The sequence below is a fragment of the Ruegeria spongiae genome (genome assembly GCF_023502395.1).
In the GTDB taxonomy this organism is placed as follows: domain Bacteria; phylum Pseudomonadota; class Alphaproteobacteria; order Rhodobacterales; family Rhodobacteraceae; genus Ruegeria_C; species Ruegeria_C spongiae.
On record NZ_JAMFMB010000005.1, the window covers coordinates 152,648 to 169,698 of the forward strand.

General features: G+C 60.3%; 21 protein-coding genes and 1 tRNA gene. 12 read left to right on the forward strand and 10 right to left on the reverse strand.

Features of this window, described 5'->3' with window-relative positions; all coding sequences use genetic code 11:
- Positions 1-101 precede the first annotated feature (101 nt).
- The 4 genes from M3P21_RS06185 to fabD form a co-directional block, all read right to left on the reverse strand.
- Positions 102-641 (reverse strand): GNAT family N-acetyltransferase, encoded by a 540-nt coding sequence (locus M3P21_RS06185; protein ID WP_249707734.1) that lies wholly within the window; start codon positions 639-641, stop codon positions 102-104.
- A 160-nt stretch (positions 642-801) separates the two neighbouring features.
- The gene (locus M3P21_RS06190) at positions 802-1,035 is read right to left on the reverse strand and encodes an acyl carrier protein (RefSeq protein WP_005982462.1); all 234 of its coding nucleotides are present in this window, start codon (positions 1,033-1,035) and stop codon (positions 802-804) included.
- Positions 1,036-1,242: 207 nt separating this feature from the next.
- Complete coding sequence (fabG, locus tag M3P21_RS06195) at positions 1,243-1,980, reverse strand: 3-oxoacyl-[acyl-carrier-protein] reductase (RefSeq protein ID WP_249707735.1); 738 nt, start codon at positions 1,978-1,980, stop codon at positions 1,243-1,245.
- Between the two features lie 84 nt (positions 1,981-2,064).
- Complete coding sequence (gene fabD / locus M3P21_RS06200; RefSeq protein ID WP_249707736.1) at positions 2,065-2,997, reverse strand: ACP S-malonyltransferase; 933 nt, start codon at positions 2,995-2,997, stop codon at positions 2,065-2,067.
- A 159-nt stretch (positions 2,998-3,156) separates the two neighbouring features.
- Here fabD and M3P21_RS06205 point away from each other — a divergent pair, with 159 nt between their 5' ends.
- Positions 3,157-4,386 carry a cytochrome b/b6 domain-containing protein gene (locus M3P21_RS06205; protein WP_249707737.1) on the forward strand — a complete coding sequence of 410 codons (1,230 nt, stop codon included), beginning with the start codon at positions 3,157-3,159 and terminating at the stop codon, positions 4,384-4,386.
- 18 nt (positions 4,387-4,404) lie between these two features.
- On the opposite strand, the gene M3P21_RS06210 is transcribed toward M3P21_RS06205, so the two are convergent.
- From M3P21_RS06210 to M3P21_RS06220, 3 genes are all read right to left on the reverse strand, one after another.
- A complete protein-coding gene (locus M3P21_RS06210) occupies positions 4,405-4,815 on the reverse strand; it encodes a GNAT family N-acetyltransferase (RefSeq protein WP_249707738.1) in 411 nt (136 codons plus the stop codon).
- Positions 4,816-4,994: 179 nt separating this feature from the next.
- Positions 4,995-5,567 (reverse strand): YceI family protein, encoded by a 573-nt coding sequence (locus M3P21_RS06215; protein ID WP_249707739.1) that lies wholly within the window; start codon positions 5,565-5,567, stop codon positions 4,995-4,997.
- Between the two features lie 141 nt (positions 5,568-5,708).
- The gene (locus M3P21_RS06220) at positions 5,709-6,227 is read right to left on the reverse strand and encodes a hypothetical protein (RefSeq protein WP_249707741.1); all 519 of its coding nucleotides are present in this window, start codon (positions 6,225-6,227) and stop codon (positions 5,709-5,711) included.
- Between the two features lie 290 nt (positions 6,228-6,517).
- Here M3P21_RS06220 and rpsF point away from each other — a divergent pair, with 290 nt between their 5' ends.
- From rpsF to M3P21_RS06240, 4 genes are all read left to right on the forward strand, one after another.
- Positions 6,518-6,871 (forward strand): 30S ribosomal protein S6, encoded by a 354-nt coding sequence (gene rpsF / locus M3P21_RS06225; RefSeq protein WP_249707743.1) that lies wholly within the window; start codon positions 6,518-6,520, stop codon positions 6,869-6,871.
- A 26-nt stretch (positions 6,872-6,897) separates the two neighbouring features.
- On the forward strand, positions 6,898-7,125 hold the full coding sequence (rpsR, locus tag M3P21_RS06230; RefSeq protein WP_005982441.1) for a 30S ribosomal protein S18: 228 nt from the start codon (positions 6,898-6,900) through the stop codon (positions 7,123-7,125).
- 12 nt (positions 7,126-7,137) lie between these two features.
- Positions 7,138-7,758, forward strand: coding sequence for a 50S ribosomal protein L9 (gene rplI, locus M3P21_RS06235; protein WP_249707744.1), 621 nt, complete (start codon positions 7,138-7,140; stop codon positions 7,756-7,758).
- Between the two features lie 179 nt (positions 7,759-7,937).
- Positions 7,938-8,417 (forward strand): lytic transglycosylase domain-containing protein, encoded by a 480-nt coding sequence (locus M3P21_RS06240; RefSeq protein ID WP_249707761.1) that lies wholly within the window; start codon positions 7,938-7,940, stop codon positions 8,415-8,417.
- A 42-nt stretch (positions 8,418-8,459) separates the two neighbouring features.
- Here M3P21_RS06240 and aqpZ read toward each other — a convergent pair whose 3' ends face one another.
- Positions 8,460-9,149 (reverse strand): aquaporin Z, encoded by a 690-nt coding sequence (aqpZ, locus tag M3P21_RS06245; protein WP_249707745.1) that lies wholly within the window; start codon positions 9,147-9,149, stop codon positions 8,460-8,462.
- Positions 9,150-9,301: 152 nt separating this feature from the next.
- On the opposite strand from aqpZ, the gene M3P21_RS06250 reads away from it, so the two are divergent.
- The 3 genes from M3P21_RS06250 to M3P21_RS06260 all read left to right on the forward strand — a co-directional run bounded on the left by M3P21_RS06250 (position 9,302) and on the right by M3P21_RS06260 (position 11,507).
- Positions 9,302-9,778 (forward strand): helix-turn-helix domain-containing protein, encoded by a 477-nt coding sequence (locus tag M3P21_RS06250; RefSeq protein WP_308445919.1) that lies wholly within the window; start codon positions 9,302-9,304, stop codon positions 9,776-9,778.
- A 38-nt stretch (positions 9,779-9,816) separates the two neighbouring features.
- Positions 9,817-10,518 (forward strand): LuxR family transcriptional regulator, encoded by a 702-nt coding sequence (locus M3P21_RS06255; RefSeq protein ID WP_308445920.1) that lies wholly within the window; start codon positions 9,817-9,819, stop codon positions 10,516-10,518.
- A 116-nt stretch (positions 10,519-10,634) separates the two neighbouring features.
- Positions 10,635-11,507 (forward strand): acyl-homoserine-lactone synthase, encoded by an 873-nt coding sequence (locus M3P21_RS06260; RefSeq protein WP_249707746.1) that lies wholly within the window; start codon positions 10,635-10,637, stop codon positions 11,505-11,507.
- 91 nt (positions 11,508-11,598) lie between these two features.
- On the opposite strand, the gene tig is transcribed toward M3P21_RS06260, so the two are convergent.
- Entirely contained in the window at positions 11,599-12,930 is a 1,332-nt protein-coding gene (gene tig, locus M3P21_RS06265; protein WP_249707747.1) for a trigger factor, read from the reverse strand.
- 182 nt (positions 12,931-13,112) lie between these two features.
- Positions 13,113-14,240: a porin gene (locus tag M3P21_RS06270; RefSeq protein WP_249707748.1), complete on the reverse strand. Its 1,128-nt coding sequence runs from the start codon at positions 14,238-14,240 to the stop codon at positions 13,113-13,115.
- Positions 14,241-14,585: 345 nt separating this feature from the next.
- On the opposite strand from M3P21_RS06270, the gene M3P21_RS06275 reads away from it, so the two are divergent.
- The 4 genes from M3P21_RS06275 to M3P21_RS06290 all read left to right on the forward strand — a co-directional run bounded on the left by M3P21_RS06275 (position 14,586) and on the right by M3P21_RS06290 (position 17,050).
- Positions 14,586-15,518 carry a carbohydrate kinase family protein gene (locus M3P21_RS06275; RefSeq protein ID WP_249707749.1) on the forward strand — a complete coding sequence of 311 codons (933 nt, stop codon included), beginning with the start codon at positions 14,586-14,588 and terminating at the stop codon, positions 15,516-15,518.
- Between the two features lie 17 nt (positions 15,519-15,535).
- Positions 15,536-16,201: a D-lyxose/D-mannose family sugar isomerase gene (locus M3P21_RS06280; RefSeq protein WP_249707764.1), complete on the forward strand. Its 666-nt coding sequence runs from the start codon at positions 15,536-15,538 to the stop codon at positions 16,199-16,201.
- A gap of 133 nt (positions 16,202-16,334) precedes the next feature.
- A tRNA-Leu gene (locus tag M3P21_RS06285) sits at positions 16,335-16,417 on the forward strand.
- A 123-nt stretch (positions 16,418-16,540) separates the two neighbouring features.
- The gene (locus M3P21_RS06290) at positions 16,541-17,050 is read left to right on the forward strand and encodes a Hint domain-containing protein (protein ID WP_283780855.1); all 510 of its coding nucleotides are present in this window, start codon (positions 16,541-16,543) and stop codon (positions 17,048-17,050) included.
- The last annotated feature ends 1 nt before the right edge of the window (position 17,051 follow it).

Genomic DNA, 17,051 nt, shown 5'->3' on the forward strand with positions numbered 1-17,051 from the left:
CCTTCCACTGAGCCAACGCAATCTTCACCATACCATAACGCGAAGCGCGGCGGGGAAATCACCCAGTTTCGGCATTGAATGTGCCATTTGCGGCCTATGCCTCAAATGCGGGCGGGCGGTCCTTTGCGGCAGAGCAGACTGAAGCTCTTTTCATGGATCACCGCATCCCTGAGCGGCGCGTACCCCAAGCGCCCGGCAAGATGATGCGACACCGGGTTGTCGGCATCGATCATCGCCACCAGCGGCCCCGGAATGACCCGGTCGAACCAGTCATGCGCAGCTTGTGCCGCCTCATAGCCATAGCCCTTGCCGCGCGCCTCGGGCGCCAGCAGCCAACCGACCTCGGGGAATACGTCAAAATCTTCGCCCAAGGCGCGGTCTGTAAAGAAAAAACCCGCCTGCCCGATCATCCTGCGGGTCTTCTGCTCGATCACCGCCCATTGTCCGAACCCGGTCATCTGCCAGTGTCCGGCATTGCGCAGGAACGCGGTCCAGGCCTCACCGCGTGACCGCGGCTGCCCGCCGGTATAGCGAATCACATCCGGATCCGCCCAGATCTCGGCATAGCGGTCGAAGTCTTCGGGCCGCATTCCGCTCAGCGTCAGCCGGGCTGTATTTATCATCGGGACCGATCGGATCATTTCCTGCTCGTCTGATCTTGTGCCTCAGGCAGACCGTGCGATCTGCCGGAGATTCGGACAAGAGGCCGAGCGTCGAATTACCGGCAAAGCGCGGCAAACAAACAACAAAAAACGGCGCCTCCCGAAGGAGACGCCGTTCCAATCAGTCTTCAGCGCTGGCTCAGGAGGCTTCGCTGATGAATTTGACCGCATCGCCAAATGTCTGGATGGTCTCGGCCGCATCGTCCGGGATCTCGATGCCGAACTCTTCTTCGAACGCCATGACCAGTTCAACGGTGTCGAGGCTGTCTGCGCCCAGGTCGTCGATGAACGACGCATTCTCGGTCACTTTGTCCTCTTCCACACCCAGGTGCTCTACAACGATCTTCTTAACGCGATCTGCGACGTCGCTCATGTCAATTCCTCATTCACATTGGGCCTGCGGCCCGATTGTCTGCCCTTGCCCGCTCGGGTTGGCTTGGTTTTGCCCGGTCCGGGCGGTTTAAGTCCCGGCTAGCCGGGCAAAAGGACGGGGCGCATGATCTCCGCCCCGGGATGTGCGCCGCCTATAACATAGTCGGCACACAAGGCAAACGGTTTCGCCGCCCGCCCCATTTCAGGCCTACAACATGGCCATACCACCATTCACATGCAAGGTGCTTCCGGTAACATAGGCCGCTTCGGGGCTGGCAAGATACAGAACCGCCGCCGCGATCTCTGTCGGTTCGCCCATGCGACCGGCGGGAACCTGCTGCAGCAGCCCGGCCTTCTGTTCATCGGTCAGCTTCTCGGTCATCGCGGTGGTGATAAAGCCCGGGGCCACCGCGTTCACTGTGATGCCACGGGTTGCTACTTCATGCGCCAACGCCTTGGAAAAGCCCACCATTCCGGCCTTCGAGGCGGCGTAATTGGCCTGCCCTGGATTGCCGATCGCCCCCACCACCGACGAGATATTCACGATCCGGCCCCAGCGCGCCTTCATCATGCCGCGGATCACGCCTCGGCACAGTTTCATGGTGGCGGTCATGTTGACGTCAATCACGCTCTGCCAGTCTTCGTCGGACATGCGCATGAACAGGTTGTCCCGGGTGATGCCCGCGTTGTTGACCAGAATGTCGACCGAGCCCATCGCCTCGATCGCCTGCTTTGGCAGTGCGGCAACCGCCTCGCCGTCGCCCAGGTTGCAGGGCAGCACATGCGCGTGCACGCCCAGATCGTCGGCCAGCGCCTGCAGCGGTTCAACCCGGGTGCCAGAAAGGCCCACCGTGGCCCCGGCCCCATGCAGCGCGCGCGCAATGTCGCCGCCAATGCCGCCCGACGCTCCGGTAACAAGCGCGTTTTTTCCCGTCAAATCAAACATGTCTCACGTCTCCCGCTGCATCCCTCAGCACAAGGATTTCATTTTTTGTCATAGTCTTCTGCGACCCGCTTCACATTTCGCTGTCTATTGCGCCAGCACAGCGGCCACATCATCGGGCGCGCCAACCGCGCTTGAGGTGATCTCACGGTCGATCTTGCGGATCATGCCCGACAGCGCCTTGCCCGCGCCGATCTCCCACACGCCGGTCACGCCCTGCGCCGCCATGTATTGCACGCTCTCGCGCCAACGCACCGAGCCGGTGACCTGCTCGACCAGCAATTGCCGGATCATATCCGGGTCCGACACCGCCTCGGCCCGCACATTGGCAACCAGCGGCACGGCGGGGGCCTTGATCTCGACTGCCGCCAGCGCCTCGGCCATCACATCGGCGGCGGGCTGCATCAGCGCGCAATGGAACGGGGCGCTGACCGGCAGCATCACCGCCCGCTTGGCGCCCTTTTCCTTGGCGATCACCGCGGCGCGTTCCACCGCCGCCTTCGCGCCCGACACCACAACCTGGGTCGGGTCATTGTCATTGGCTGCCTGGCACACATCGCCCTGCGCCGCCTCATCGGCCACCGCGCGCACAGCCTCCAGATCGAGACCCAGAATAGCCGCCATCGCGCCCTCGCCCACCGGCACCGCGCTTTGCATGGCTTGCCCGCGGGTCCGCAGCAGCCGCGCCGTGTCCGCCACGCTCAACGCCCCGGCAGCTGCCAGCGCGGAATATTCGCCCAGCGAATGTCCGGCGACAAACGACGCCCGGTCAATCGACACGCCCTCGGCCTCCAAAGCGCGCATCGCCGCCAGCGAGGTTGCCATAAGCGCCGGCTGCGCGTTCTGCGTCAGCGTCAGCTCGGCAATGTCGCCTTCCCAGATCAGATCACTCAGCTTTTCCCCCAGCGCCGCGTCCACCTCGTCGAAAACCGCTTTCGCCGCTGGATAGGTCTCGGCCAGCGCCTTGCCCATTCCGATGGTCTGCGCGCCCTGCCCGGGAAAAACGAATGCTAATGTCATGGCTGTCTTTTCCTGCGTTCTGTCCTGTCGGACCCGTTTAGACAACCAGCCCGCGCCGCACAAGCTCTGCATCCAGACACGCTGCGTGTGCGCAGACATGACTTGTCCCGCCCCCCGGGCACGATAATGTTGCCGCAAGCACGCAGTCAGGAGCAGCCCATGACCCTCGCCAATACCAGCCGCAGCTACGGCAGTGTCACCAAGTCGTTTCACTGGCTGACCGCCCTGCTGATCTTTACGGTGATCCCGCTGGGCCTGGTCGCCAATTCCCTTGCCGAGGCCATCGTCAACCCCGACATTCCCACCACGGACGCGCAGGTCGCGCGGGCGGCGCTGCTGTTCTCGATGCACAAGACCATCGGTGTCACCATCTTCTTCGTGGCGCTGGCGCGGATCATCTGGACGCTGACGCAACCCCATCCGGGGTTGCTGAATGCCGACAACAAGCCCGAGGCCTTCGCCGCAGAGACGGTGCACTGGCTGCTCTATGGCTCACTGGTGCTGGTGCCGCTCAGCGGCTGGATTCACCATGCCGCAACCACCGGCTTTGCACCGATCTGGTGGCCCTTTGGCCAGACCCTGCCCTTCGTGCCCAAAAGCGAGGGCGTGGCCGCGCTGTTCGGTGGGCTGCACTGGATTCTGCAATGGGTGCTGATCGGCGCGCTGGTGCTGCATATCGCGGGCGCGGTGAAGCATCACATCATCGACCATGACCAGACCCTGCGCCGGATGCTGCCCGGCGCAAACACCGCCCCGGAACCGCCCGAACAGCACCGCTCGGCCCTGCCGCCCCTTGCCGCCCTCGTCGCGTGGGGTGCAGCAATTGCCGGTGGCGCGATGATCGGTGCCTTCGGCCATGGCGAGGATCATAACGCGGACCGCGCGGCGCTGGCCGAGGTGCAATCGGACTGGCAGGTCGAAAACGGCACGCTGGGTATTTCGGTGACCCAATTGGGCAGCATGGTCGATGGCAGTTTCGCCGACTGGACCGCCGCCATCACATTCGACGCGCCGGACGCCCCCGGTAAGGCAGGCGATGTCGAGGTTGTGGTCTCGATCCCGTCGCTGACGCTCGGGTCGGTCACCAGTCAGGCGCTGGGGCCCGATTTCTTTGACGCCGCGCAGTTTCCGACCGCCAGTTTCACGGCCGAGATCCACAAAACCGAAACCGGCTACGAGGCGCGCGGACCCCTCACCATCCGCGACCAATCGGTGGATGTGGTCTTGCCCTTCGACCTGAAACTTGACGGAGACACGGCTGAAATGTCGGGCTCTCTTCTGCTCGACCGTCTGGATTTCGGTGTCGGTCAGAGCCTGCCCGACGAAAGTTCAGTGGCCTTTGGCGTAGCGGTCGACGTGTCCCTGACCGCAAAGCGCGGCGACGACTGAGGTCGCAGATGCTTTCAATCACCTGACCTCATGCGCCCGCCGCTTCTGAAATCCGGTCTTTGTTTGTTTGAACCCGGCTCTTTCGTAAAAATCCAAGGTTGCGCGCGCTGACGAGCCTGTCATCAGCATCACCTTGTAGCAGCCCTGATCCCAGGCGCGCTCTGACGCCGCATCCAGAATGCGTTTGCCATATCCTCGGCTGCGGCTGTCCGCATGTGTCACGACATTTTCGACCAAAGCGTAGGGGGTTCCGCCCCTGGTCAGATTGGGAATAATCACCAAGGTACAAGACGACACCGGTTTTCCATCAACCTCGCCCAGCAGGATTGCACTTCCTTCATACACCAAGAACTTACGGAAAATCTCCTCGGCGGTTTTCAGTGAAAACGGCACGTTGTTCGGCGTCAGATGCGTATACAGTTCCAGCACGCTGGCAAGGTCGGCTGGCTCCGCGTCCCGGATTGTGAGTGTATCGCGCATACCCGCTCAGATAGGCCATGCGGGATTGCTCAGCAACTCCGCAGGTCGCACGCAGAGCCAGACCCATAACGCACAAAAAAAACGCCGGGGCGGCCCCCGGCGTTCATCGTGGACGGTTTCCGGTCGGGTTATTCCGCCTTCATCGCCTCGATCGAGATGAAGACGTTCACCTCGTCACTGACAAATGGCGCGATTTTCCCAACCTCGAATTCCGACCGAACCAGCGTGGTGGTCGCGTCAAAGCCCAGCCAGGGTTTTGATGCCATCGGATGTTCGGCAGCCTGGTTCAGCTTGGCATCCAGAACCAGGGATTTGGTGATGCCGTTCATGGTCAGGTCGCCGGTGATCTTGGCAGTGTCCTCGCCGGTCACTTCGATCCCGGTCGAGGTGAATGTCACCAGATCCCCTTCGCTAGCGCCAAAGAAATCGTCGGACATAATATGTTCCTCGCGCTTTTCCCAGCCGGTGAACATGGACATCACCGGTATTGCAACCGAGATGCTGGAATCGGCCGGGTTTTCGGCGTCGAACATGATCTCGCCTTCAAATCCCGAGAACATGCCATAGGTGGTCGAAAATCCGAGGTGGTTGTAGTCGAACACCACCTGGCTGTGGCTCGAATCCAAAATGTATTTCTCCGGCGCGGCATAGCCGGCGGTCGCGGCGGTTGCCAGGGCGGCGGCAAAAAGAGTGGTTTTCATTGGAGTCTTCTCCGGTCAATTGTTTGCGCATCAGTACAGGGCCGTTGAACCCGGCGCCATGACAACAGAATTGCGCCGCCCAGGGGCGACGGCAAGTCTCTATCCGCTCACAATGAATGTGATCAGGTGAACATCCGCCGATCAGGCGGTGATGTTGACCATCCCGGCAAGCTGTGCGCGCAGCGCATCGCGCACCTCGGGCGACTCGATCGGCAGGCGCATCAGCATGGTGCCATCCACATCGAACACCTCCATCAGGTTTTCGGTAAAGCGGGCGGCGCCGAGGCTTTCGTAGCTGCGACGCAGGACCGTCTGCGGGCGGCCCCGATTGTTCTTCTGCAGCACCCGTACTTCGCGGCGGATCGGGTCGAAATAGGCGTCGGGCTGATTGTCCACATGGTGCATCATCAGCAACGCCAGCCCGCAGAGCAGGAAAAACACCGACGCGCCCAGTTTGAAAGTCGCCGCCTCGGCGGTCATGTCCGCCCCCGGCAACAGCCACATCAGCGCCGATCCCAGGATCAGTGCGGTGCCGAAGATCCGGAACAGCACCTTTCTTGCAGGCCAATTTGGCGCGAAGGCAATCATCAAAGGCATCGCCTCCTCAAAGCTGGGAAGGGCAACCGCCTGCTCCATCATATCCTTGCGCACTGCTTTCATCCTTCTGGCATCCTTGTCGCGTATGAACCATTTGCGGGAAATTCTCCCCTTGGTTGCAAGCTTGTGAATAGAAAGCGTCAGGATTGCGGCGCGCGCGGGAAAGATTGGGGCGCATGCAGGGAATTTGAGCGGCAGTCACTGCCGGTTTCTGCCCTTGCATGGCCCGCCAGAGGGTGTATATAGCGCCATCCTTTCGCAGGATTTATGAACCGCGCATCCTCTCGTGGTGGGGCAGCGAAAGGTCAAACGCCCCGCCTTTGAAGTGCGCCTTGACACAAACAGGAGTTCACATGCCGCTGTATGAGCATGTTATGATTGCGCGTCAGGACCTGTCCAACACGCAAGCCGAAGGCCTCATCGAACATTTCGGTGCCGTGCTGTCCGACAATGGTGGCAACCTTGTCGACCACGAGTACTGGGGCGTCAAAACGATGGCCTACAAGATCAACAAGAACCGCAAGGGCCACTACGCCTACCTGCGCACCGATGCCTCCGCACCGGCCGTGCAGGAGATGGAACGTCTGATGCGCCTGCATGATGACGTGATGCGCGTTCTGACCATCAAGGTCGACGAGCATGCCGAGCTTCCCTCGGTCCAGATGCAGAAGCGCGACGAGCGCGAAGGCCGCCGCGAGCGCCGCTGATCTTAGCTTGAGAAAGGACTTCTAAAATGGCTGCAAAACCGTTTTTCCGCCGCCGCAAGGTCTGCCCGTTCTCGGGTGATAATGCGCCGAAGATCGACTATAAGGACACCCGTCTGCTGCAACGCTACATCTCTGAGCGTGGCAAGATCGTGCCGTCCCGTATCACCGCCGTTTCGGCCAAGAAGCAGCGCGAGCTGGCCCGTGCCATCAAACGCGCCCGTTTCCTGGCCCTGCTGCCCTACGCCGTGAAGTAAGGAGAACCTGATATGCAAGTTATCCTTCTGGAACGTGTTGCCAAGCTTGGCCAGATGGGCGACGTCGTTGACGTCAAGCCCGGCTTTGCCCGCAACTTCCTGCTGCCCCAGGGCAAAGCCCTGAGCGCATCGCAAGCCAACATCGCCTCTTTCGAATCCCAGAAAGCGCAGTTCGAGGCGCGCAACCTGGAGACCAAGAAAGAAGCCGAGGCTCTGGCCGAAAAGCTCGACGGTCAGCAATTCATCGTGATCCGCTCGGCCTCTGACGCAGGTGCGCTTTACGGTTCGGTTACGCCCCGCGATGCCGCCGATGCGGCCACTGCCGATGGCTTCTCCGTCGACAAGAAGCAGATCGCACTGATTGCACCAATCAAGGAACTGGGTGTCCACTCGGTCGCCGTGATCCTGCACCCCGAGGTCGAGGCCTCGATCCAACTGAACGTCGCACGTTCGCAGGAAGAGGCTGAACTGCAGGCCTCGGGCAAGTCGATCCAGGAACTGGCGGCCGAAGAAGAAGCCGAAGCCGAGTTCGAGATCTCCGAGTTGTTCGACGATATCGGCTCTGCCGCCTCGGACGATGATGACCTGGTTGCCGACACCGAAGCGCCCGCCGAGGATGACAGCGCCAGCTGATCCTTTGGGCTTTGACAGATCTCAATGCCGCGCGGGTTCAAACCTGCGCGGCATTTTGTGTTTGGTCACCTTCCCTGCCCCAATACCGGCGAAAATCAGCGAAGACCGCCTTGGTCGGAGTTCCCCCCGTCCCGAACCGGCGCTACTCTGATCCCGAACAGGAGACCGCAATGCCACAGATGACCCGCCGAACCACCTTCGCGATGCTCGCGGCATCCGCTCTGCTGACCGCCTGCGGCGACCGGGCCCGCAGCACCGAGCGCCCCGAGCCTTTCGATCCGCCGCTCTACCCCAATGAGACTCCCGAGCTGCGCGCGTCGATCAACACATGGGCCGATCACTATGAGATCCCGCGCGAACTGGTGCACAAGTTGGCCATTCGCGAAAGCACCCACCGACCCTGGGCCGTGAACCGGCCCTATTACGGGTTGTTGCAGATCCTGCCCGCGACCGCCCGCTCGATGGGATACAAAGGCTCGGCGGACGGATTGCTGGACGCGGATACCAATCTGGAATTTGCCGGAAAATACCTGCGCGGCGCGTGGCTGTTGTCGAATGGCAATCAGGCCTATGCGATCCGTCTATATGCCAAGGGTTACTGGCCCGAGGCCAAACGTGCCGGAATGCTGGTGGAAACCGGGCTGGTGCAGCCCAAATAGCTGCAGGCGCCGGGCCGCAAAGGACCCGGCGCGCGTTTTGTTTCAGTCGTCGGGCGACATGATCTTCCAGATCACCGCGCCGATGACCGCCCCGATCAGCGGCGCCACCCAGAACAGCCAGAGCTGCGCCAGCGCCGGGCCGTCTGCAAACAGGGCCACGCCGGTGGATCGCGCCGGGTTGACCGATGTGTTGGTCACCGGGATCGAGATCAGGTGGATCAGTGTCAGCCCCAATCCAATGGCGAGCGGCGCGAAGCCCACCGATGCGCCCTTGGAAGTGACACCCAGAATGATGATCAGAAAAAATGCGGTCATCACAATCTCTGTGACCAATGCGGCCATCAGCCCATAGCCCTGCGGCGAGGCCTCGCCATAGCCGTTCGACGCAAATCCGCCGACACCCTCGAATCCGGCCTGGCCGGAAGCGATGATGTAGAGGACCAGCGCCGCAACGATCCCACCCAGCACCTGCGCGACCCAATAAGGCAGCAGTTCCTTGCCCTCATGCCGTCCGCCCAACACCAGGCCCAGAGTCACCGCCGGGTTGAAATGACCACCCGATATGTGACCGACCGTATAGGCCATCGTCAGGACGGTAAGGCCGAAGGCAAAGGCCACTCCAAGCCATCCGATTCCCACATCAGCAACACCGGCGGCCAGCACGGCGCTGCCGCAACCGCCCAAAACCAGCCAGAATGTACCGATAAACTCGGCCACCAACTTGTTCATCATGTCTATCTCCCTCGTTAATACCCGCCATTCAAAGCGATTGTTGCCAAAACATGCGACCGAAGGGCCACAGGATCACGTCTACGTTATCATAAAGACAACTTAAAACTGAAAATAGTTGATTGATAACAATCAATAATGCAAAGTTGCCTTCGTTGACCGGTTTGGCTGTGTTTTTTTGGCTGGTGCCGGTTCTGAGGGGAAACGTAATAGGTTTAGTAGGTGACGAGGTGGAGACTGTTGATTATGTCGTGGGCCAGAGGATTCGGGCCCGTCGTGTAGCTATGGGGGTCAGCCAGGCGGATTTGGGGAAATCCATTGGCGTTAGATTCCAGCAGGTACAGAAATACGAATCCGGCGCCAACCGGGTGAGCGCATCGCGCCTTTGGGCGATTGCCGAGGCGCTGGAAGTGCATATAAGCCACTTTTTTGTTGGGATTCGGGCCTCGGATCCCGAAACTGGTGACAAAACTGCACCAACCGACGAATTCTGTTTCCTGAAAGAGCATGATGCGGTTGAAATGCTGTCGATCTATCGCAGTTTAAAGCCTGCACATAAACATGCAGTCTTGTCCTTTGTGCGCACATTGACGCAAGATGCACCTGTAAGGCGGTTCGACGAAGCCAAGTGACGACCAGGGACCGCCGCCCGCTTGAAAGGGGACATGCGGTGAAGCTGATCGATCTCGGGGCGGCACCTGATGTGAAAACTCAATACGAAGAGTTTCTGCAGCAATTGTGCGACCAGTTCGAAATGGACCATGCAGCTTATGCTGGCATGAACCCTGCCGCTGGCACGATCCACGGTCACGTCACCTATGGCGACGAGTGGAAAACGCATTATGAGCAGCAACAGTTTCAACTGATCGATCCGACCCTGCACATGAGCCAGCGCAGCATTGCCCCGGTCGACTGGAGCAGGCTCGAGCGCAGCAAAGATTTTCAGCATGTGTTCCAGGATGCGTCGGATTTCGGGATTGGCGACCAGGGGATGACCGTTCCCGTGCGCGGACCTTTTGGCGATATCGGGTTGCTGAGTGTCACCCGCGATTGCAGCAAGGATGAATGGAAAAAGGTGGTCGGCAATGTCATTGGAGACCTGCAATCCATGGCGGTCCATATCCACGACTCGGTCATGCATTCGGATGAGCTGAGCCGTATCCTCTACCACCCGTCCCTGTCTTCGCGCGAACTGGAGATCCTGCAATGGGTGGCAGCAGGCAAATCGCAGCAGGATATCGGGGACATTCTTTCGATTTCCCACCGAACCGTTGAAGTGCACCTGCGGTCCAGTCGCGAGAAACTGTGCGCTCTGACGACACCGCAGGCGGTCGGTCGGGCGATAGCAACCGGTTTAATCTACCCCAGCTAGAAACGAACTTCTTCAACTAAACCAAAAAGTTCGATCACTACGGGAATCCCCGAATAGTGCTTGGCGTTTTGTTGGGTAACTATCAGTTTACATAACCACTCGCCAAGGGGGAAACCATGATACTGGTAATAGATGCTTTAAACAAACACCTGTTCACGAACATCCTGGAGGACATGTACCAACTCCGTGCACGCGTCTTTGGGGGACGACTGGGATGGGAAGTGAATGTGGAAGACGGTAAAGAGATCGACGATTTCGATCATCTCGACCCTGCATATGTCGTTGGCCTGGATGACGATGGCAATGTCGTCTCGTGCGTGCGCGCACTTCAGACCACTGGCCCGCACATGCTTTCGGATGTGTTTTCCGCGATCCTTGATGGTGAACCGCCGATTCGCAGCGCGTCGGTCTGGGAATCGACCCGCTTCTGCGTCGATACGAATCGCCTGACCCGCGGCAAGGATCGCAACTCTGTCTCGTATGCCACATGTGAGTTGATGATCGGCTCGCTTGAATTTGCGCGGCAATCGGGGATCAAGGACATCGTGACCGTGATCGATCCGGTGATGGATCGCGTTCTGAAACGGTCCGACAATGCGCCATACGGCTATGTCGGCAAGAAGGTCGGCATGGGCAAGGTACCAGCACTTGCCGCCCTGCTGGATTGTTCCGAAGACCGGATCAGCCGGGTGCGCGATTTTTCGGGGATCAACCACGACGTCTTCATCGATGAAGAAGCGGCGTTATCCAAATTCGGCGCCAAAACCCCCGAGGTCGAAAAGGTATTTGCCCCCACAGCCGCAAACAAGGACGACCTGCCGCGCAGCCAGCTTGAGAACTATCTTTTCGAGCAGCTTGATGAGGCGATCAACGAAAGCGAACGCCAAGCTGCCCTGAGATTGATGGACGCTCTGTCTGGCACCTTGTCCAGCGAACAAAAGAACGCAATGCGCTCAAGCGCGGGCCGCGTTCTGGCCAAAGGCGCCTAACCCCCCGTCTCGCCACTCACACGCGAACGGAAAGAGCCGCCCCAAGATTATTGGGGCGGCTCTTTGCATTTCCGGTCAGGGGTGTTGAGGTTCACTCGTCCTCAAGCGCCTCGACGGCCTTTTGCAGATCGTCCTTGCTGACTTCTTTGTCGCTGACCTGGGCCAGCTCAAAGACATAGTCCACGACCTTGTCTTCGAAGATCGGCGCACGCAGTTGCTGCTGCATCTGCGGGTTCTGCTGCACGAACTCAAAGAACTGACGCTCCTGCCCCGGATACTGACGCGCCTGCGCCATCACCGCCTGGCTCATTTCGGCGTCGGTCACCTCGACCTCGGCCTTTTTGCCCAGCTCGGCCAGCAACAGGCCCAGACGCACCCGGCGCGAGGCCAGCTTGTTGTGCTCGTCGGTCGGCTCGATCTCGTCGTGATCATGGCCTTCGACCTCGGGGTTTTCCTCGTGCCACAGCTGGTGGGCGATCTGCTTGGCTTCGGCGTCGACCAGAGTCGGCGGCAGATCGAATGCGACCAGAGTGTCCAGCTTGTCCAGCAGGCCACGCTTCATCACCGCGCGCGCGGCACCGCTATATTCCGCTTCCAGACGCTCCGAGATCTGGGTTTTCAGCGCGGCCAGATCCTCGGCGCCGAACTTGGTTGCCAGTTCGTCGTTGATCTCGGCGGCGACCGGTTCCTTCACCTCTTTGATGGTGCAGGTGAACACGGCTTCCTTACCGGCCAGATGCTCGGCCTGATACTCTTCGGGGAAGGTCACGGTGACGTCTTTTTCCTCACCGGCTTTCGATCCGACCAGCTGCTCTTCGAAACCCGGAATGAAGCTGTTGGAGCCCAGCGCCAGCGGATAATCCTCGGCCGAGCCGCCTTCAAAGGCTTCACCGTCGACCTTGCCGACGAAATCCATCACGATCTGGTCGCCATCCTTGGCCTTGGAGCCTTTCTTGCGCGCTTTGAAATCCTGCGCGTTCTCGGCCAGATTGGCCAGCGCCTCGTCAACGGCGGCGTCATCGGCCTTGACCACCAGCTTTTCCAGCTCGACGGCTTTCAGGTCAACCTCGGGGATCTCGGGCAGCGCCTCATAGGACATCTCGACATGCACGTCGTCGCCCTCTTTCCAATCCTCGTTGGTCATCTTGACCTCGGGCTGAAGCGCGGGGCGTTCGCCGCTATCCTCGAAATGCTGGTTCATCGCGCCATCGATGGTTTCCTGCATCGCTTCGCCCAGCAGTCGCTGGCCATACTGCTTTTTCAGCAGCGCCATCGGCACCTTGCCCTTGCGAAAGCCTTTCATCTCGACTTCCGGCTGTGCTTCGGTCAGCTTTTCGTTGACCTTGTCGTCCAGCTCGGCGGCGCTGACGACGATGTTATAGCCGCGTTTCAGACCTTCGTTCAGAGTCTCGGTGACCTGCATCTGGTATCCCCATGAGGTTGGGGCGCGCAACCCTGGCGCGCCTGGCAAATTTGACGCCTTCTATTGGCCCTGCCCCGCCTGTGCAAGAGCCATCTGGCGCATCACCCCGGATTTGGGGCGCCAAAAGAACAGGCCGCCCCGGTTTTCCGGAGCGGCCTGACAATGTTCAATCTGGGTGCGGCTCAGAATTTCCAGCGCGCGCCCAGAACGACGGTCGACAGGTCGTCATAATCGTCGGTCGAATCCTCGTAGGCATAGTTCTGATAGGTCAGGTAGGTATCGACATTATAACTGTCGATCCGCTGCACCACACCCAGGCCCCAGACGCTGGAATCAGAGCCATCGGCATTGAAGTCGGACCCATCCCAATAATGCACGCCAATGCCGGTCTTGCCGACATTTGGCAGCCAATCCTCGGTTTCATAGGCGAGTTTGGCATAGTAGTAATTCGGATCGGTGTCCGCGTCGGAATCGACATCGCGGGTACCTGCGGCCACGGTAAAGCTCAGCCCGCTCTCCAGCAGGACCGATGCCGAACCGATCACATCCTGACGCTTGGCGCTGCCATCCCCGTCGCGCACCTGATAGGCCAGCCCGGCATCCAGTTTGGCACCCGCAAACTGGTTCGAGTAATAGGCGCCGATGTCGTAATAGTCACGGTCGTCATCGTCAGCCAGCACGTTGCGACCCCAGGCGGCACCAAGGGTAAAACCATTGAAGGACGGGGTGTCATATCGGATACGCGCCCGGCGCGAGCCATCAAAGTCATCCGTGGTGCCTGCAACGGTCGGCCCGGTCAGCGCACCTGCAGAATCCCGGAAGAAGAAGCTGGCATTGGAATCCGCCGTATAAGCATAAAGCGCTATCCCGACATAAGACAGGTCCTGCTCGGCCGCACCATCGGCAACCATGCTGCCCTGACCGGCCGAAACCTTGCCCCAGTCGCCTTCCAGCCAGAAATCGACATGGCGGATGTCTTCGCGCGTCCAGCCGCTGAAGTCATTGCCAAGCTGGCTGGTCTCGGTTGAATTCGGAAGCCCCAGAGCGGCTTCAAACTTGAACCCGAAGGTGTTGGCCCCGTAGGGCTGGTGCACGCGCAGACCGACCCTGCTGTTCGAGGCGTCGTAGTCGCGCACATTTGTCTCGGTCTCTTTGCCGTCATCCACCGAGATGATGGCCGGGTTCAGTTGCCCGTAAAGCAGGACATAGCCGCCCGAATTGTTTTCGTATTTCAGCTCGGCCGCAGCAGGTGCGGCAAGAGCGGATGCGGTAATCGCCGTAAGGGATACGGCCCTGAGTTTAGATGTCATGAGAATCACCCATAAACGGAAGTTGAAAGAACGCCCTGTTCGGTTCGATGGCAATCGTTGGTTTCATTGGCCTAATATGGCAACCTGGTCACTCAATCGGGGGTCGCGCGCCTCCGGTTTGTACCACCTTGATACGTCAAATGAATCCGAACCAGAAACCCCAAATTGCCGCACGCGCAATTTCGGTCAAATTCCGGCACTTGCGTAGAGGCGCATTATTCGTCTGACCTGCAAGACCGGTGTTTCACCGCGATTTTCTGGCCACGGAAACGATCAATTTGCTTGAGAAATGCGCTGAAATACCCCAAACGTTAGCGCAATCATACAAAGCCCGAGAGAACCCGCATGATAGTTTGCTGTGGCGAAGCCCTGATCGACATGCTGCCTGCCCGGACCGATACCGGCGCAGAGGCATTTGTCCCCCATTGCGGCGGGGCCGTGTTCAATACTGCCGTTGCACTGGGGCGTCTTGACATCGAAGCAGCACTGCTGACCGGATTGTCCCGCGATTTCTGGGGCGAGATGCTGCGCGACGGGCTGCGCAAAAGCCGGGTGGACACCCGGTTTGCGGTTGTCAGCGACCGCCCGACCACGCTGGCCTTCGTGCAGCTCAGAGATGGGCAGGCCAGCTACAGCTTTCATGACGAACACTCGGCCGGGCGCGGGATCACGGCGCAAGACCTGCCCGACATTCCGGACCGGGTCGACACGCTGTTCTTTGGTGGCATCAGCCTGTGCAACCCGCCATTCTGCGACAGCCTCGTGGCACTTGCCGAACGCGAAGCCGGCAAGCGCACCATCATGGTCGACCCCAACATCCGCCCGGGCTTTGTCAGTGACGCCGAACGCTACCGGGAGAGGGTGATGCGCCTGATCGCGGTGGCAGACCTGATCAAGGTATCGGACGAAGACCTCGCCTGGCTGCTGCCAGACCTGCCCGATGACCTGACCCGGGCGCAGGCGCTGCTGAAAGCAGGCCCTGCACTGGTCCTGCTGACCCGTGGCAGCGCCGGGGCCACCGCCTTGCGCGCCGACACCGCGCCGGTCAGCGCCGCAGCCCGCAAAGTCGCGGTGGTGGATACGGTGGGTGCAGGTGATACGTTCAACGCAGGCTTTCTGGCCAAGGCGCAGGCGCTTGGCCTGCTGGACCGGCACCGATTGCAAACCGCCAGCGAAGACGATCTGAAGTCCTGCCTTTCCTTCGCCGCCCAAGCGGCGGCGGTGACCGTCTCGCGCGCGGGCGCAAACCCGCCCTGGGCCAATGAACTGACCGATTGATGACCAAAGGCCACGCCATGAAACGCTCCGAGATCAACGACATCCTTGCCGAAGGTGACGCCTTCATGCGCCAGCACGGCGTCATCCTGCCCCCGTTTGCCTACTGGCAGCCCGAGCAATTGCGCCGCGACGAGGCCGCGCTGATCCGGGACCGCGGACTGGGCTGGGACATCACTGATTATGGCGAGGGCCGGTTCCACGAGTTGGGCCTGTTCCTGTTCACCACCCGCAACGGCGCGGTCGAAGATCTGGGCGCGGGCATGGGCATGCTTTATGCCGAAAAGATCATGATCTCGCGCGACAAGCAGCTGTCACCGATGCACCGCCACAACATCAAGGCCGAGGACATCATCAACCGGGGCGGCGGCGATCTGGTGCTGGAGATTTGGGCACCTGATGCAACTGGCGGCATCGACCGCGAGGCCAAGGTCACCGTGCCCTCGGACGGGGTGGATGTCACGCTCGATCCTGGTGGATTGCTGCGGTTGAAACCCGGCCAGAGCGTGACGCTACTGCCCGGCATCTGGCACGCTTTCTGGGCCGAAGGCGGTGATTGCCTGATCGGCGAGGTCTCGACCGTCAATGACGACAGGACTGATAACGTGTTCGAAGCCCCGATCTCGCGCTTTTCCGATGTGGACGAGGATGTCTCACCCACCCATCTTCTGGTGTCCGATTACTGAAGATCACTCGTGGTCCGGCAGCGCCCGTCCAACGGGCATTGAATGGGGCGCGACAGGGCGCGTTTTTTTCTCGCACTCGGTTTCAACCTTTGTTATGCACCGCCGCACAGCGCGGCCATAGGCCCGCGCGGTTGCGGGTGTGGCGGAATTGGTAGACGCACCAGATTTAGGTTCTGGCGCCTAGGCGTGGAGGTTCGAGTCCTCTCACCCGCACCAATTCTCTTCAAGTGTACCGATTGGAATCGGAGCTCCTGTGCAGCTATAATAATGCCGCCCCAGCCTCACGTTTTCGCCACATTCCCATCGGCACAATGGCACTAGCCTACAAGCGAGAGTGTCATGACCCAGACCAGTGTCGACCGCAGTTCGGAACAACCTACCCCGCCCCGCCTTCAGGCAGAGGCAAGGACCGAAACGGGGTTTCTGTCCGGGACCGTCTTGATGACGCAACGAGGCGAGCGCATGATCGAGGAGCTTGGGAAGGGCGACCGGATCATCACACGGGATCGCGGCTTTGTTCTGGTGCGTGGCGTTCGGCGGACCACCTGCCGCTGCCGCGCGATCTCCTTTGCCGCGGGCTCGCTTGGTGACACACGGCCCGATCAGGATCTGGTGCTGCCCGCCGGGCAAAAAGTGCTGATCCGCGACTGGCGCGCTCAAGCGCTGTTCAATGCGGACCGCGCCATGGTGCGTGCTGATGCATTGCTTGACGGAGAGTTCATCCGCGATCTGGGCATCCGCGAAATGGTGCTCTACCAGATCGCGTTCGATGCACCCCACGTGCTGTATGCGGGTGGGCTGGAACTGGCGGCTGAACCATCGGGCGCAGCACTCAGCCACGCCGCCTAAA